This window comes from Nannocystis sp. RBIL2 (assembly GCF_026626745.1).
Lineage (GTDB): Bacteria > Myxococcota_A > Polyangia > Nannocystales > Nannocystaceae > Nannocystis.
In genome coordinates this window covers 825,457-841,662 of record NZ_JAPNJW010000001.1, presented here as the reverse complement: position 1 = coordinate 841,662, position 16,206 = coordinate 825,457, and the positions used below count along the sequence as shown (strand labels likewise).

11 protein-coding genes are annotated in these 16,206 nt (G+C 72.1%); 5 read left to right on the top strand and 6 right to left on the bottom strand.

Annotated elements, in window-relative coordinates; all coding sequences use genetic code 11:
- Positions 1–648: 648 nt before the first annotated feature.
- Positions 649–1,629 (top strand): HAMP domain-containing sensor histidine kinase, encoded by a 981-nt coding sequence (locus tag OV090_RS03365; RefSeq protein WP_267702005.1) that lies wholly within the window; start codon positions 649–651, stop codon positions 1,627–1,629.
- 90 nt (positions 1,630–1,719) lie between these two features.
- Here the strand turns inward: OV090_RS03365 and OV090_RS03360 are convergent, their stop codons facing one another.
- Positions 1,720–2,457, bottom strand: a complete 738-nt coding sequence (locus OV090_RS03360; RefSeq protein WP_267702004.1) for a hypothetical protein — start codon at positions 2,455–2,457, stop codon at positions 1,720–1,722.
- Positions 2,454–3,104: a hypothetical protein gene (locus OV090_RS03355; protein ID WP_267702003.1), complete on the bottom strand. Its 651-nt coding sequence runs from the start codon at positions 3,102–3,104 to the stop codon at positions 2,454–2,456. Before OV090_RS03355 ends, OV090_RS03360 begins: the two co-directional genes overlap by 4 nt.
- A gap of 212 nt (positions 3,105–3,316) precedes the next feature.
- Between OV090_RS03355 and OV090_RS03350 the strand changes: the two genes are divergently transcribed.
- Together OV090_RS03350 and OV090_RS03345 are read left to right on the top strand one after the other, a co-directional pair.
- The gene (locus tag OV090_RS03350) at positions 3,317–4,939 is read left to right on the top strand and encodes a HEAT repeat domain-containing protein (protein ID WP_267702002.1); all 1,623 of its coding nucleotides are present in this window, start codon (positions 3,317–3,319) and stop codon (positions 4,937–4,939) included.
- Between the two features lie 1,041 nt (positions 4,940–5,980).
- On the top strand, positions 5,981–8,251 hold the full coding sequence (locus OV090_RS03345) for a hypothetical protein (RefSeq protein ID WP_267702001.1): 2,271 nt from the start codon (positions 5,981–5,983) through the stop codon (positions 8,249–8,251).
- Positions 8,252–8,374: 123 nt separating this feature from the next.
- Here OV090_RS03345 and OV090_RS03340 read toward each other — a convergent pair whose 3' ends face one another.
- The gene (locus OV090_RS03340) at positions 8,375–8,707 is read right to left on the bottom strand and encodes a hypothetical protein (protein WP_267702000.1); all 333 of its coding nucleotides are present in this window, start codon (positions 8,705–8,707) and stop codon (positions 8,375–8,377) included.
- 99 nt (positions 8,708–8,806) lie between these two features.
- A complete protein-coding gene (locus OV090_RS03335) occupies positions 8,807–10,099 on the bottom strand; it encodes a pectin acetylesterase-family hydrolase (protein WP_267701999.1) in 1,293 nt (430 codons plus the stop codon).
- 197 nt (positions 10,100–10,296) lie between these two features.
- Here OV090_RS03335 and OV090_RS03330 point away from each other — a divergent pair, with 197 nt between their 5' ends.
- Positions 10,297–11,793 (top strand): trypsin-like serine protease, encoded by a 1,497-nt coding sequence (locus OV090_RS03330; protein WP_267701998.1) that lies wholly within the window; start codon positions 10,297–10,299, stop codon positions 11,791–11,793.
- A 262-nt stretch (positions 11,794–12,055) separates the two neighbouring features.
- Here OV090_RS03330 and OV090_RS03325 read toward each other — a convergent pair whose 3' ends face one another.
- Both OV090_RS03325 and OV090_RS03320 read right to left on the bottom strand, forming a co-directional pair.
- Positions 12,056–12,769: a hypothetical protein gene (locus tag OV090_RS03325; protein WP_267701997.1), complete on the bottom strand. Its 714-nt coding sequence runs from the start codon at positions 12,767–12,769 to the stop codon at positions 12,056–12,058.
- Positions 12,770–13,044: 275 nt separating this feature from the next.
- Complete coding sequence (locus OV090_RS03320) at positions 13,045–14,160, bottom strand: hypothetical protein (RefSeq protein WP_267701996.1); 1,116 nt, start codon at positions 14,158–14,160, stop codon at positions 13,045–13,047.
- Between the two features lie 487 nt (positions 14,161–14,647).
- Here OV090_RS03320 and OV090_RS03315 point away from each other — a divergent pair, with 487 nt between their 5' ends.
- On the top strand, positions 14,648–15,934 hold the full coding sequence (locus OV090_RS03315) for a hypothetical protein (RefSeq protein WP_267701995.1): 1,287 nt from the start codon (positions 14,648–14,650) through the stop codon (positions 15,932–15,934).
- The last annotated feature ends 272 nt before the right edge of the window (positions 15,935–16,206 follow it).

Here is a 16,206-nt window from a genome sequence, read left to right as displayed (position 1 = left end):
TCCGCCGGGTCGTGCCCACTTTCGTGGCCTGCGATGGGCCCGGCCCGCGGGCGCCGGGCTCGACCAGTCGGCGGCGCAACTTCACGCCGGCGGGCTTCCGACTCGCGGGTCCGCCGTCCGACTGCGTGCGAGAGTGACGCGCCGCGCACCCGCCGGAGTGAGGCGCGGCCGGGCCCCGGCGGCCGCGTTTGCGCCCGGCCGAGCCTCGCGGCCGGAGGCCCCGGGCTGCGCCCGCGCGACCCGGCGCTACGCTTGCCGCTGCGTGCCCGACCCGCGGCCGACAGCCGAGCGCGTGCTCTCCTCCCCGCCGGAGCCCCCCTTCGCGGGCCGGCCGCGGCCTCGCGGCGCTCGCACCGACATGGCGCTCGGGACAGGTCGCCGCGGTGCGGGAGGGAGCGGCGCGCCGCGGCCTCGCGGCGCTCGCACCGACATGGCGCTCGGGACAGGTCGCCACGGCGCCAGGCGGGCCGGCACGGGCCTGCGCGAAGGGACAGGTCGAGGTGCGCCCGCCCGAGTCGGCCGCGACGGGGACGACCTGTCCGGAGAGACACCTCCACGCCCGCCGGCCCGCGGGTCCACGCCCGAGTCCGCGAGCGACATGTCCGAACGGACAGGCCTTCATCCGACCGCGCGCGAGGAGGCCGGGCCATGAAGCTGCGGACGCGGGTGGCGGCGGCGCTGTTCGTGGTCGCGGCGCCGGTCCTGATAGGCGTGAGCGCGCTGCCGGAGCCGCTGCTCGGACGCACCGGCGCGCTGGCCCTCGGCTTCGGCCTCGGGATCTCGGCGGCGCTCGCGGTCGCCTGGCCGCTGCTCGGACGGATCCGCCAGCTCGCCGCGGCCGCCCGCGACGCCGCCGAGAGCGGCCATCGCCGCGAGATCGAGGTCGGCGGCGACGACGAGCTGGCCGAGCTGGCCCACAGCTTCAACGCGGCCGGACGGGCCGTGCGCGACCACCTGGCCCTCGGCGAGCGGCGCAACGCGGCCCTGCGCGACGTCGTCGTCGACGCCACCCACGACGTCATGCTGCCGCTGACGGCCCTGCACGGCCACCTCGGCGACCTCGGCCCGGGCGCGGCGATCGCCGAGGTCCACCACATCGCCGGGCTGCTGCGCAACCTCGCGGCCGCGGCCGCGCTGGCGACCGAGGTCGCGCCGGCGCGGGCGGCGATCGACCTCAACGCGGTCCTGCTGCGCGTGGTGGTCCGCGCGACCGCGCAGGCGCGCAAGGCGGGGGTCGAGCTGGTGTCGGCGGTGCCCGAGGCGACGGTGTGGATCGACGGCGACGCTTTGCTGGTCGAGCAGGCGATCGTCAACGTGATCGACAACGCGGTCGCCTACAACTACCGCGGCGGCCACGTGGCCGCGGTGCTGGTCCGCCGCGGCCACGACGGCTTCGCCCTGCGCGTCGAGGACGACGGCCCCGGGGTGAGGCCCGACGAGCTGCCGCGCCTGACCGAACGCTACTTCCGCGGCGCCCACGGCCAGCAGGCCCGACCCGGCGGCCGCGGCCTCGGGCTCCACATCGCCGCCCGCGTCGCCGACGCCCACGGCTTCTCGCTCGAGCTGGCCCGCGGGCCCTACGGCGGGCTGTGCGTCGAGCTGCGCGGCCGTCGGCGGGCGAGCCGGTGAGCCGAGGGACATGTCCGCGGCGGCATGTCCATGGGGGCATGTTCTACGGGCCATGTCTGAGAGACCATGCCCGATCGACCATGCCCGAGATCAGCGGTTGTCGAGCGCGACGCGGCGGAAGGACCCGCACCCGCCGGTCGACGGGGCGCCCGGCGTGGCAAAGCACGGGATGCCCGGGTCCGGCCCGTCGACGAGGACGTTGCAGCGCCAGTTCCAGCCGTCACCGACGGCGAAGTCGCCAGGAAAGGTCGAGACGAGGCGGAAGGTCGCGCGCTGGTGCGGCGGCAAGGTCGTGACCTCGCGCTCGTCGCGGTCCTCCGGGTCGAGGAAGACGTTGCCGCCCGCGGGCGTGAAGCCGACGAGGCCGACGTCGTGGAGCGCCAGCGGCACCTCGCAGCCGTTGTGCAGCTCCACGACGGCCCGCGGCGGCGCGCCGCGGATCGCCCGCAGCTCGACCCCGAGGCAGTTCACGACCCGGCGGCGCTGCTCCGCCTCGTGCTGACGCGCGGCCTCGGCCCGCCGTTCCTCGGCGGCGCGGTCGTCGAGCACGACTGCGACGATGTAGCCGCCCGCCAGCAGCACGTGCATAAAGGCCGGCCCCCAGGTGCGCCGGCCGACCCACAACATGAGGAAGGTCGTCAGCAGCGCGTAGGCGACGAGGATCTCCAGCGTGACGACGGCGGCGAAGCCCAGGAGATCGAAGATGCCGCTCGGCCCCGCGAACGCGCGGCCGCCGAACACGTACGCGTACAGGACGACCAGCGCCAGCAGGGCGAGGCCGTGGAGCTGCCAGGCGCGCCGCGGGTCGCTGCGATCGGGCGCGGTCACTGCTGGGGCACCGGCGGGGCGGCCGCCAGCGCGTTGCGGAACTCGGGGGTCTGGGCCAGCTTGACCGAGCCGTCGAGGGTGGCGTCGCCGAAGGCCTGCAGGAAGTTGCTCTCCTGCTGGCTGCGGCCCCAGCGGCTGCTCTTGCCGGCGATCGGGCCCTGCCACAGCGTCGTGCTGTTGCGGTCGATGAGCCAGCCCTGGGCCATCAGCGCGGCCTGGTAGGTGTTGCCCTCGACGATCCAGAACTGGTCGAGCTGCAGCTGCAGGGTGTGCGTCGCGGCCTGCGGATCGGCGGTGACCGGGAAGCCGAGCGCGGAGAGCTCCTTGGCGAACACGTTGCGGACGTATTCGGTCGGGACCTGGCCGCCGGCGGCGTTGTAGACCGGCAGGTCGGGGTTGGCGTCCTCGCTGACCCCGAGCAGGTGCGGATCTGTCACCTGCCGCTTGTCGACGATCTGGGCGATGAAGATGAGGGTGCCCGGGGGGACCGCCGCCAACCCCGCGACCTTCGACGGGTCGGCCTTCTCGCTCGGCGAATAGACCAGCGGGAAGGAGATGATGTCGGGTGACGAGGCGCAGGCGCCTGCGGTCAGCGCGGCGGAGAGGAGGCCGCAGGCGAGGAGCGAGGAGCGGGCGCGGTGCTGCATGGCGGGGCCACAGTAGCACCCCGCGCCGGGCCCGGCGACGCGGCCCACTGCAGCCGCAGGCAGTGCAAACGGTGACGCCGATCACCGCCCGCCGCGGCGGGCGCGCAGGCGAACGCAACTGCGGTTAACAACGTTCAAAAGCCCGCCAAGGGCCGATCGCGGCCGGCTGCGTGCTGCAGACAAGCAGGGCGTGCAGGGGTATGGTCGCGGTGGTGCTCGTCAACCTCGACGCGATCGACTGGAAGTCCCTGCGACACGCCTACGGAGAGGCGAGCGACGTGCCGAAGCTTATCCGCGCGCTCGTCAGCGATCACCCCGGCAAGCGGGAGGGCGCGCTCGACGCGTTGTTCTCGACGATCTGGCACCAGGGCACGGTGTACTCGGCGAGCCCCGCCGCGGTGCCGTTCCTGGTCGAGCTGCTCGAGGCCGAGGCGCAGGAGGATCTGCCGGCGATCCTCGAGCTGCTGGCGCACCTCGCCACCGGCACGCCCGACGAGGACGCCGAGGCGCCGCACAACGCCGCCACCGCCGCGCGCGAGGCCGTGTCGCGCGGGATCTCCGTCTACGCGCGCCGCCTCGGCCACCCCGAGCCGGCGGTCCGCGTGGCCGCGGCGTACTTGCTCGGGCTGTTCGCGGTCGAGGCGGCCCGCGCCCCGCTCGCCGCGGCCGTCGAGGACGACTCCGAGCCGGCGGTCCGCGCGGTGGCAGCGTTCGCCCTCGGCTGCATCGCCGACCCGGCCCGCGCCGACGAGCTGCGCGAGCGGCTGGTCGACATCAGCGAGCACCCCGCGGTGCGCCTCTACGCCGGCCTCGGCCTGTCGCGCGGCGGTGCGCCCGTGGAGGGCCCGCAGTTCGCCGCGCTCGCCGAATTGGTCGAGGACGTCGATCTGTTCGGCCAGCTCGACGAGCTCCACGACAACGCCGCGCGCATGAGCTACGGCCCGCTCGCCGACGGCCTGGTGCGCCTGCCCGCCGCTGCGCGCCTGCGCCTGGCCCCCGCGCTCGGGCGCGCCCTCGAGGCGGTCCGCGGCCGCGACGCGCTCGGTCTGGCCACCGCGCTGCTCGGGCTCGCCTTCGCCGACGCGAGCGTGCCCGCGGGGGCCGGCGCGGAGGTCCTCGGCGAGGTCCAGCGCCAGGTGCTGGCGAGCCTCGTGCGCGCGCCGGCGGCCTGGCGCTACGCCAACATCGGCACCGCGCTGGCCGACATCGGCCTCACGCCGGCGCTGACCCAGCGCGCCCCGCTGGCAGAGTGGCTCGGCGTCGACGCCAGCGAGCTGGCCGAGGACGACGAGGACGAGGACGGCGACGAGGCCGGCGACGGCGACGAGGACGACGAGGACGCCGGCGTCGACGTCGACGCGCCCGAGCCCGACCTCGGCGAGCTCGACCGGATCGGCCGCTTCGTCGCCTGTCTCGACGGCCAGGACTGGCGCGAGGCCCGGCAGTGGTTCGCGTTTTACCAGCAGATGCGCGGAGTCGCCCGCGTCGAGCCGCCGGCGATCGGCCGCTACTTCGGCGCCCACGCCAACCTCGAGGCCGGCTACTGGCTGTACGACCGCGAGCTGTCGCGCTCTCTCGGCACCTGCGTCCCGCTCGAGCACATCCGCTTGGCCGTCGGGCGCAAGGACTCCGACGACCAGGTGGCCCTGCGGATCCGCGTCGACGACGACTGCCTCGACGCCGTCCTCGCCGCGATCGTCCGCCACCAGGACCGCGTCACCCCGACCGACTTCACCGCCCTGGCGATCGACCTCATCGGCGCCGCCCCCGAGGTGCTGCTGGAGACCGGCCGAGCCCAGCGCGCCCGCCTCGGTCGCGCTGCCGGCAGCGCCTGAGATCGGTTCGCCGACGGGCAGGGCCCGCTGCCGTCGACGTTCATGGTTGGAGAGGGGCGGCCCGGTGGGGCTCGCGGGTCCGACTCCGACTTTGAGGGGTGACGCGCCCGTCGGGCCCGCGTGGCTGTCACTGGGATGGTCGGAGGCGGGCCCGGTCGGCCGCGAACTACGGATGGGTGGAGACGGGTCGCGCGTCGAGCCGCGTGGCCGTCTCCTACTTTTATGGAAGGAGAGGGCGGCCGGTCCGCGGGGCTGCGACCTGGGCCCGTCGGGTCCGTATGGCCGTCTCCTACTTTTATGGAAGGAGAGGGGCAAATCGGCCGACCCCCGCATGGCCGCGAACTGCGGATAGGTGGAGACGGTGCCAGCCCGTCGGGCCCGTGTGGCCGCGACCGTTGGATAGGTGGAGACGGGGCCCCGGGGGCCCGTGTGGCTGCGAACCGCTGGATCGATGGGGCCAGGCCGTCAGGCCGGGGGACCGCGAATGACCGATCCTCTCGCTCGCCTCACCACCTTCCGCGGGCGCCGGGGGCCTGCGAGGGTGGACCGCGGCGAGGGTTCTTCCGGGGGTGCTCCCCCGCATGTCTTCGCGGACATATGGTGACAGTCGTGGCGGGGCGGCAATCCTCGGATGTCTCTCGGAACATGTGTCCTTTTCGCCGCGAAATATTTTCCTTCGCCTCGCGCGCCAACCCCCGGCGGACTGGACGCCGCGGAGCTCTCGGCGAGTCCGGCGGTTGGGCCGCCGGGCCCCACGAGCGCGGACGGGGTACGGCGAATCATCGCATGTCTCGAGAGACATCCGACCGCCCAGGCCGCCGGCTGCGGCGGTCCGCGCGCGGCGAGCTCGGCGGTCCGCTGCATTGGCATGACTCGAAGGACATCCCCATAGAAGTGCTCGTGCGTTCGAGTCGCACGTGCGGGTGAGCTGCGGACCTGGTCCAAAGACCTTGCAGGTCCGCAAGCCCGACCGCGGCTGCAGAGTGTGCACGGCGCGGCGCACTATCGCCGGAGGCGCGTCGCGCATAAAGTCCGGCTCCCATGCGTAGGATTGTTCTGCCTCTCCCCCTCTCGGTCGCCCTCGCGACCCTCGCCGCTTGCGGCGACGATGCGACCGTCGACACCACCGCGTCGACCTCCGAGACCTCGACCACCGACGACTCCACCAGCACGAGCCCGGGTCCGACCAGCGACACGCTGACCACCGGCGTGCCGACCACGACCGAACCGACGACGTCGACGAGCACGACCGACACGACCGGCACGACGACCGACGACACGACGACCACCACGTCGACGACGGACGACACGACCGCGACGACGACGACGACGACCGACACGACCGACACGACCGATACGACCGCCACGACCGACACGACCACCGCCGCTGACAACTGCGGCGACGGCGTGATCGAGGACCCCGAGGTGTGTGACGGCGCCGCGCTGGCCGATCAGGACTGCGTGTCGCAGGGCTTCGACAGCGGCACCCTCGCGTGCGCGGCCGACTGCACCGGCTTCGACATCAGCGGGTGCGTGCTGGCCTCGTGCGGCAACGGCGCGATCGAGGGCGAGGAGTCGTGCGACGGCGACGACCTGGCCGGGCAGGACTGCGTGTCGCAGGGCTTCGAGAGCGGCACCCTGACGTGCATGGAGAACACCTGCGTGTTCGAGCTGGCCGGGTGTTTCACCTGCGGCGACGGCAACGTCTCCGGCACCGAGGTGTGCGACGGCACCGAGCTCGGCGGCGAGGACTGCGTCAGCCAGGGCTTCGAATTGGGCGATCTGGCTTGCGCGGCCGACTGCGGCGCGCTCGACACCAGCAACTGCAGCACCTGCGGCGACAACGCCCTGAGCGGCGCGGAGGAGTGCGACGGCGCCCTGCTCGGCGGCGCGACCTGTCAGACGCAGGGCGCCGACTACGGCTCGCTCAAGTGCTCGGCCGACTGCGGCTTCGACCTCTCGGCGTGCATCACCGCCGTCTCCGAGATGGAGCCGAACGACGACGGCATGGTCGCCGTCGGCGTCAACGACTTCAGCGCCGCCAACGCCAACGGCCCGTTCACCGACGACACGCTGATCAAGGCGAAGATCACCCCGGTCGGCGACGACGACGTGTTCGCCGTGCAGAACACCGGCGACGGCTACGCCACGCTGCGTCTCGAGACCTTCGGCATCGCGGGCCCGGGCACCTGCGCCACCATCGACACCGTCGTCGAGATCCGCAACGCCGCCAACGCGCTCCTCGCCACCGACGACGAGAGCGGCATCAACAGCTGCTCGCTCATCACGGCCTATCCGCTGGCGCCGGGCGAGACCCTCTACGTGCGGGTGATCGACTACCAGGACAACACCGTCATCAACGACTACCTGCTCGACATCAAGATCGATCCGGTCGTCTGCGGCGACGGGACGCCCGGCTTCGGCGAGCAGTGCGACGACGGCAACCTGGCCGACGGCGACGGCTGCGACGGCACCTGCAAGATCGAGGGCCTGATCACCGAGATCGAGCCCAACAACACCAACGCCCAGTCCGACGGGACCGGGATCGTGGCGACCGGGTCGGCGATCTTCGGCGGCGCGATCACGCCGGTGGCCGACGTCGATCGCTGGCGCCTCGACCTCGCCGCGCCGTCGTTCCTGCGCTTCGAGAGCTTCTCCGTGCTCAACGATTGCACCGGCATCAGCACGGTGCTGCGGCTCTTCAACCCCGCCAACACCCTGATCATCGCCGAAACCGCGACGGCGGGCATCAGCACCTGCGCGGCGCTGGTGTTCCCGCTCCCGGCCGGCACCACCTACATCCAGCACGAGGAGAACGGCAACAACGCCGTCATCAACAACTACTTCCTCCAGGCCGCGGTGCTGACCGACGCCGGCACCGAGACCGAGCCGAACGAGGCCCAGGCGGCCGCCAACCTCAACATCCAGAACGGCTCCGATCTGCTGGTGTTCGGCGACCACTCGGTCAACGCCGACTCCGACTTCTACCGCATCGACGTGCCGGTCTCCGGCAGCTCGCTGCGCCTCGAGGTCATCGAGGGCGACCGCGCCGTCGAGACCTGCGAGAGCAACGGCGTCGACTCGCGGCTGACGGTGTACAACGGGCAGGGCGTCGAGCTCGCCAACGACGACGACAGCGGCCGCGGCTTCTGCTCGATGCTCGACGGCACCGGTTCGGCGCCGCTGCACGCCGGCTTGCACAACCTGGCCGCCGGGACCTACTACGTCCAGGTGCGCGCGTCCACGCTGTCGCAGAACGGCGCCGCCGGCCAGTTCACCTACCGGCTGAACGCCACCGTCCGCAAGCCGTGAGGCCGGGCGCCCGCTCCGGGCGCGCCGCTTTCACGAACGAACGGCCATGTCCTCCGGGACATGGCCGTTCGGCCATTCCCGAACGGACATGTCGCCGCGGCACGGCCGCCGCGCCGGCCCGGCCTACGGGATCTTGCGCAGCCGGACGTCGCCGGCGGGCCCGGCGATGTCGGTGAAGATGCCGGACAGGCTAGTCGGGCTCTCGACCTTGCCGACGTAGAGCGCGTGGTAGCCGGTCTTCTCGTTGACCTGGCGGATCGAGAACAGGGTCCCGCGCGGCGACGTGTACAGCGTGCCCTGGAAGTGGCTCGGGTCGTCGGCGGGGAACACGTAGCGGCCGACGAAGTGCTCGGGGTCGAGCTGGATGATGATCAGCTCGTACGGCACTGTCGTGGGCGCGAGCTGCCCGTTGAGGGTCCGGTCGAAGCTGAATTCCCAACGTCCGCTGAGGTCCATAGGGGCTCCCGAGGCCCGACCGTAGGCGTCCGCCCGGCGCCAGTCAATGGCCCCCGCGCGCGCGTTCGCCAGCGCGCGCGGCGGGCGGCGGCCGCGGCACTAGTTGTCCTCGTCCGGCTGGACGCTCTCGCGGTAGCTGACGAGCGGCTTGTCGTCGTCGAGCAGGGTGCCGATGAAGTCGCCGAGGTCGACGCCCTGCTCCTCGATCTCCGTGTCGAGGTACGAGATGATCGACACGCAGTGGCTGGTGTTGAGGCTGCGCCAGTAGGGCAGGTAGTACGCCATGTTCGGGTGCGGGTCGTACAGCGCGGTCATGAGGTCGGTGTCCTCGGCCCAGTACTCGAGGATCTTCTCCTTCGTCATGTCCGGGTAGAAGCGCTCGTACGAGTAGCGCGAGTAGTTGAAGTCGCGCTGGAAGAACACGGTGCTGAGGCGGTCGTCGGGGTAGAGCGCGGCGAGGTGGGTGTTGAGCACGCCGAAGTCGTCGTCGATCTCGTAGCCGGGCGGCAGCTCGCTGAACACCGAGTCCACGTTCCACGAGGAGCGGATCTTCTCGTGCAGCTTGGCGGACCAGCCGCCGCTCGGGAAGATCGGGCCCGAGTCGTCCATCAGGTAGCCGCGCTGGGCGTCGATGCGCGAGCGGAAGAAGTGGTAGTTGATGAGCGAGCCGGCCCCGCCCGCGCTGCAGCCGGTGACGAACAGCCGGTCGGTGCCCGGGAACTGGTTCGCCATCCAATCGGTCGCCGCCATCACGTTGTTGTGACCGTTGTGGTGGAACTCGAGGTCGGGCTCGACGCCCTCGGGGTCCGGATAGACGATCACGTTGTTGCCCGTGTGCACGTCGCCGGTACAGTACGGGAGGAACACGAAGTTCCAGTCTTTGGTGAGGCCCTCGACGTCGCGGCGCATCAGCGGCGACAGGTTCTTCGTCAGCGGGTCGAAGAGGAGATCGTCGGGGACGCCGTCGGGGTGCGCGGCGCCGAGATCGGCCTTGCCGGAGCAGGTGTCGAAGTCCCAACAGGCCCCGCCCGGCTCGAGCATCACCAGGAGATCCTTGGCGCCCTCGTGCCAGTTGACGAAGATCTTGTACTGGCTGCCGTTGCCGCACACCGCTCCCTCGAGCGGGACCGTGATCCACTTGTCGTAAGCGGGCGGCTCGATCGGCCCGCCCGTGGTGGTGTCGGTGGTGGAGGTGTCGCCAGAGGAGGTGGTCGGCGCGTCCGTCGTGGCGTCGGTGGTGGTCCCGCTGGTCGGCTCGGCGGTCGTCCCGGTCGGACTCGTCGACGTGTCCGTGTCCGGGATCACCGCGGTCCCGCTCGCGGGGGTGCCGTCATCGCCGCAGCCCGTAAACAGCGCCAAAACACCCGCGAGCGCGAGCCTGTGTCGCGACATCCTTTGCTCGAACTTCATGCCACCGGTCCTCAGGCCGTCCACGGTAGCAAAACTCACCTGTCGTTCGCGAGACCATGGAAACGCTGTGTTTCGTGCGTTTCCATGGCGAGTAGAAACCCCTCGCGCGATACCGCCCGATCACACCCACAGGCGCCTACCGCTTGGTCAGGCCTCGCTCGTAGTGCCATGGTAGGGCGATGAGGCCCCCAGCGTACATCTCAGCCGCCTTCGTCGCCCTCTCGTTCGCCACCCCGGCCGCTGCCGACGAGCCGCCCGATGTCCTCGGCTTCCCGGTCGAGCCGACCGAGATCTACGGCGGCGTGGACACGGTGGCGTGCGGCTGGCCGACGACGGTGTCGATGCTCGGCCAGTGCACCGGAACGCTGGTTCACCCGGAAGTGGTCATCTTCGCGGCCCACTGCGGGTCGGGCTACAACGGCGTCCTCCTCGGCGAGTCGATCAACGGCCCGAAGCGCCAGGTGCCCACGGAATTCTGCCAAACCTTCCCGGGAGGCGGTCCGGGGAACGGCCAGGATTTCGCGTTTTGCAAGCTCTCGCAGCCGCAGCTCGACATCCCCATCGTGCCCATCCTGATGGGTTGCGAGACCGACATCCTGCAGCCCGGCCAGCAGGTGACGATCGTCGGCTTCGGCAACGCCGACACCGGACCGTACGGGGTCAAGCGCGAGGTCGTCACCACGATCAACAGCATCACCGGCAACAATGAGGTCGACATCGGCGGCAACGGCAAGGACAGCTGCCAGGGCGACTCCGGCGGGCCGGTGTTCGTGCAGCTGGCCGACGGCTCGTGGCGCGTGTTCGGCATCACCTCGTACGGCGGCGCGTGCGGGACCGGCGGCATGTACTCGCAGATGCACCGCGGCATCGACTGGTTCGAGCAGCAGAGCGGCATCGACCTGACGCCGTGCCACAACGCCGACGGCACGTGGAACCCGACACCGGCGTGCAAGGGCTTCCCGCTCACCCCGGGCGTCGGCAACGGCGACTGGGGTACCGGCTGCAACGGCGGTGAGGTCGGTGGCCAGAGCGTGACCTGCGGCTCGGCGGCCTGCGACGAGGCGGCCGACAAGGAGGGCCCGACGGTCAGCGTGCTGTCGCCGACCGACGAGACGGTGCTGATGTCGCCCGACATGGCCGAGAACGTGTCGACGTCGATCAGCATCGGCGCGACCGACAACGCCGGCGGCTGCGGGGTGAAGGAGGTCCGCCTCCTCATCAACGGCAACGACATCGGCGGCGTCGACATCGCGGAGCCGTACGAGTTCGCCAACGTGGCGTTCCCGACCGGCTGCTGGGAGGTCGGGGCGAAGGCGATCGACTGGGTCGGCAACGAGGGCCTCGCGGAGCCGATCACCCTGTGCATCAATCAGGAGCCGCCGCCCCCGCCGCCGCCGCCGCCGCCGGACACCACCGACGGCGACAGCGAGTCGGGCGGCGACAGCGACTCCGGCGAGTCGACCGACGGCGCGCCCACGACCGGCACCGACCCGACCCAGGGCAACAACAGCAGCAGCGGGCCGATCACGACGGCCGGCTCGGCGACTGCCGGCGACACCTCGGGCCTCGGCGAGTCGGACGGCTGCGCCTGCGCGGCCGACAGCTCCGGCGCGCCCAAGGGCGCGGGGCTGATGCTGCTCGGGCTGGCGCTGCTCGGCCGCCGGCGCCGGCGCTGAGCGGGATCGAGGAGGGCCCGGAGCGCCGCTCCGGGCCGCGCGAGCCCGGCCTGCGCGCGGGCTCGCTGCGAAGGACGTCGGGTCTCGGCGGCCGCTTCGGCGAGATTCATGGGCCACGAGTCCGGGCGGCGAGCCTCACGGATCGCGAGCTCGGCTCGACAGGCGGCGAGCGGTCCGGGGTGTCTGCACGGGCATGCCCTGGAGGGCATGTCCCATGTGACATGTCTGATCAGGCATGCCTTTCAGGACATGTCCCCTAAAATCAAAATCGGCCGGCGAGCGACAGGCCGATGAAGCGGGGGGTCACGCTCGGCTCGATCCGCAGCTCGCTCAGGCGCGAGACCCGGACGGCGCGGGCGTACGAGACGCCGTAGGCGAGCAGGCCGGCGCCGGCGACGGTGAGAGACTGGCCGGCGGCGGTCAGCACCAACCAGGCGCTCCAGCGGTCGCGGACGCAGTCGACCGTCAGCTGGCCCTCCCGGCGGCAGGTCTCGGCCCCGAACCTGTCGCGCCACAGGGCCACCCGCGAGCCGACGTACATCGCCAGGCCGAGGGCGAGCAGGCCGGCGCCGCCGCCCAGGTAGGCCGGGGCGATCTTTTCGCGGCGATCGTGCCGGGTCCGGTTCCACGCCGTGAAGCGGCCGCGCACGGTCCCGCCGCCGGCCGCCAGCCCGATCGCGGCGAAGTTGAGCAGCGGGGCCACGGTCGAGAAGCCGAGGTAGCGCAGCGACTCGTCGACGCAGCCGGTGACCGTGATCTGCAGCTCGGGGAAGACGTGCTGCGGGCCGTTGCAGCCGCGGCGGAGGATGCCGATCCGCCACACGTGCGCGGCGAGCCCGAGGCCGCCCGAGACGCCGGCGCTGACCAGGAGGCCGAGGCCCGACAGGGGCATCGCCGGCGGCAGCTCGCGCGCGGGCGCGGGCCCGACCGGCCGGACGAGCGTGAGCGACACGAACAGGGCGAGCGCGGGCGACATCGCCGCAAGGTGAGGGCGATCGCGGATCGACGCCAGCGCGCGCGGAGGGCCGCGAGACCGTCGGGATCGTCGGTGTGCGCGGCGTCGCAGCGAGCCGGGGCGTGGGCGCGAGGCGGGCGACCGGTCGGAGGGTGTCTCGAAGGACAGGTCGAGGAGGCGGGCCAGAGGCAGCGGTGGTCGTCAGGACTCGGCGCGAGTCGGGGATCGGCTGGCGAAGCGGACATGTCGGAACGGACAGGGAGCCAGCGGTCCGCGCCGCTGAACGGCGGGGCGGCTCAGATCTCCGGCGACTGGCAGGTCTCCTTCGGCGTGACCGTGACGAAGGCGAGCAGGCCGCCCTCGCCGGCGATCAGCGCGCCGGAGGTGTTGCCGCGGGAGACCACGCGAGCGCCGGCGCCGACCGGCGTGGGCTCGGCCAGCATGGAGGACTCGGGCCACCCGCCGAGCGTGCCGTCGTCGTAGAGGGCGACGAGGATGCTGTTGATGCGGCCGAGGCCGAGGACCGGGGTCGCAGGGTCGGCCGGGTAGAACGAGACCTCCTTGGCGGCCTGATGGAGGACGTTCCCGGTGGCGGTGACGATCGCGGCCTCGTCGTAGACCTCGGCGATCCGCACGAGGTCGTCGGTGGTGCCGGTGTCGACGGGGGCCCAGGTGAGGCCGCTGTCGACGCTGTGGACCGCCAGGCCGCCGTCGCCGACCGCGACCAGCGGGCTGCCGGTGACCGCGCGGAACGAGCCGGTGGCGGCGGGATCGAGGACGACCGGCTGCCAGGTCGCGCCGCCGTCGGCGGAGCGCACGATCACGCCGTCGCCGACGGCGATCCCGTGCAGCGAGACCTCGCCGTCGACGATGAAGTTGAAGAACACGACGTCGCGCAGCGCGGCCTCGGTGCCGAGATCGACGGGGACCCAGGTGTCGCCGCCGTCGACGCTGCGGTGGGCGACGCCGCCGTCGCCGACGACCATCCAGCTGCTGACATCGATCAGCTCGACCCGCTTCAGGGCCGGATCGGCGGGCAGCGCGAGGGGGTGGAACACGCCGCCCTCGTCGGGGCGGAACAGTCGACCGTCGGCCGTCAGGGCGAGCGCGGTCTTGGGGCCGAGCGCGGCGACCGACACGAACTCGACCGCCTCGTCCGCGGCGATCGGGTTGACGTTCAGGAGGTAGACGAAGTCCTCGCAGCCGGGGGTGCCCTCGGTGACCGTGGGCGACTCCTCGGTCGGGTCGGGCAGGCCGGTGGTCGGCGACGAGGAGGTCGAGGACGAGGAGGTCGAGGACGAGGAGGTCGAGGTCGACGAGGCGCCGTCGGTGTCGGCGTCGGGTTTGGAGCAGGCGAGCGCCAGAGTCGGCAGCACGAGCAGGAGCGAGGACGGCGAGCGAAGCGAAGTCATGGCAGTCCGTTCAATTGATCGAGAGCGGCCGGAGCTGTCAATCGCCGGCGACGAATCACGCGGGCTGCTGTGGTGATTGCCCGCCCCCGACCCGGGGTGGCAGCCGCCCCCGCGGTGCCTGTCAGCCGCAAAGCGCGGCTCATGGGCCTCCGGCGTGGGGTCGACGGCGCCCCCGGGTTCGAACCGCGGCAGCGCCGTGTCCTCGTCCGCGTCGCTCGAACGCGAGTAATGCTGGGACTCGTGGCGGCGCTCGGAGTGAATGTCTTCATGGACATGTCTGATAGGACATGTTTTTGACGGATCGGCGATGTGCGGTGGCGGCGGCCTCGCCGGGCTCTGCGAATGCACGCGGCGCCCGTCATTCGCAGGAGTGCGCTCTGTCGGCGCGCGGTTCGACGCGGGCCGCGCTCGCATCCGCCCTGAAGCGCCAGCGGCCCGCGCGACCGTGCGCGTTCCCTCCGCCCGGCAAACGGCGGACAATGACGTGGTGACGGCTCCCGATTCGCAGGACCGCGCGCGCGACGGCTTCTATCGCCTGCTCGCGGCGGCGATGACGTACGGCTGGGCGCGGCTGATGGCGTTCCTGGCCTGGATGGCGCTGCTGGTGTCGACGTACGCGTCGCTCGACGGGGTGATCGGCGAGGGCACCGTGGCGCCGCTCGGGCTCGTCACGCTGAAGACCGTGCCGCTGCTGCTGGCGGTGCTGGTCGCGCTGCCGAACGTGATGCTGCACATCGTCGCGCGCATGATCCTGTTCCGCTTCTCGCGGCGGAACTTCAACCTGCTGTGCCGCGAAGCGCCGGCCGAGGCGGCGCTGCCGGACGAGGTCAAGGCGCGCTGCCAGGCGACGTGGGCCTACGAGCGCGGGCGGGCGCAGATGCGCTACGAGTCGGGGCTGCTGCCGCAGGTCGGCGTGTTCGGCCTGCTGGCGTCGGCGATGCTGGCGTTCTGCATCCTCGGGATCCACCTGCCGCCGTCGCAGCTGTTCCCCAACCTCGGCGGCGAGCTGCCGACCTGGCACATCTGGGTCGCGTGGACGGTGCTGAGCACCGCGACGACCTCGTTCATGCTGTCGGTCGGCCGGATCCTGGTGCGGATCGCTGGCTACGACGCGACCACCCGCACGTTCGCCGACGCGGCCCGCTCGTTCGGTCTGTGCGTGGTCAGCGGCGGGCTGCTGGCGTGCCTCACGGTGTCGAGCACCGATCCGAAGACCGCGCAGGCCAGCATCGCCATGGGCATCGCCGTCGGGCTGCTCGGCGATCGGGCCTTCATCGCGGTGTCGAACCGCGCGGCCGCGCTGCTCGGCACCGAGGTCGAGGTCGTCGAGCCGGGCATCGGCCTGCGAGTGATCGAGGGCGTCGGGGCGGAGGACAGCCAGCGCCTGCAGGAGGAGAACGTGACGTCGGTCCACGCGCTGGCGTTCGTGCCGGTGCCGCGGCTGTTCTTCAACTCGTCGCTCAACCTGCAGCGGATCTGCGACTGGCAGGATCAGGCGCTGCTGTTCGTGTACGTCGGCGAGAGCCGGGCCAAGGCGCTGCGCGAGCAGTTCCAGATCCGCGGGGCGATCGACGCCCAGCGGCTCGGCCGCGGCTTCGAGGACATGCCGGCCGAGGTGCAGCAACAGCTGGTGGTGAGCCTCAACTTCCCGAGCCCGACGCACGCGCGGCAGCTGTTCGCGCGCCTGGCCGTCGACCCGCGCATCGACGAGCTGCGGGCCTATCGCGCCGCCGAGCTGAGCTTGGAGCCGCTGCTCGACGACCGACGCGCGTGAGCTCCTCGCACGCTTCGGACGCCGCCGGTGCGCCGCTGCGCGTCAGCCCGACACACGCAGCGACGACACCGGCGACGTCCAAACTCGGGCCCGACGCGGGGCACCGCGCCGCCGGTCGGGTGAAGGCGGGCGATCGTCGCCCGTCGCGGAGGGCGAGCGAAGCCGGGGCGCGTACGGTCGCGCCACAAGATCGCTGCTGCTGGACATCGTGCGAACACACCGAGGGGCTCGACTCCAAGTCTGGGCGGAGCGTCGGGGGCGGCAATGCGGCG

Excerpts from the sequence above, each read along its gene's own strand:
- OV090_RS03365 (WP_267702005.1), top strand. The coding sequence starts at position 649 with ATGAAGCTGCGGACGCGGGTGGCGGCGGCGCTGTTCGTGGTCGCGGCG.
- OV090_RS03355 (WP_267702003.1), bottom strand. The coding sequence starts at position 3,104 with ATGCAGCACCGCGCCCGCTCCTCGCTCCTCGCCTGCGGCCTCCTCTCC.
- OV090_RS03345 (WP_267702001.1), top strand. The coding sequence starts at position 5,981 with ATGCGTAGGATTGTTCTGCCTCTCCCCCTCTCGGTCGCCCTCGCGACC.
- OV090_RS03340 (WP_267702000.1), bottom strand. The coding sequence starts at position 8,707 with ATGGACCTCAGCGGACGTTGGGAATTCAGCTTCGACCGGACCCTCAAC.
- OV090_RS03335 (WP_267701999.1), bottom strand. The coding sequence starts at position 10,099 with ATGTCGCGACACAGGCTCGCGCTCGCGGGTGTTTTGGCGCTGTTTACG.
- OV090_RS03330 (WP_267701998.1), top strand. The coding sequence starts at position 10,297 with ATGAGGCCCCCAGCGTACATCTCAGCCGCCTTCGTCGCCCTCTCGTTC.
- OV090_RS03325 (WP_267701997.1), bottom strand. The coding sequence starts at position 12,769 with ATGTCGCCCGCGCTCGCCCTGTTCGTGTCGCTCACGCTCGTCCGGCCG.
- OV090_RS03320 (WP_267701996.1), bottom strand. The coding sequence starts at position 14,160 with ATGACTTCGCTTCGCTCGCCGTCCTCGCTCCTGCTCGTGCTGCCGACT.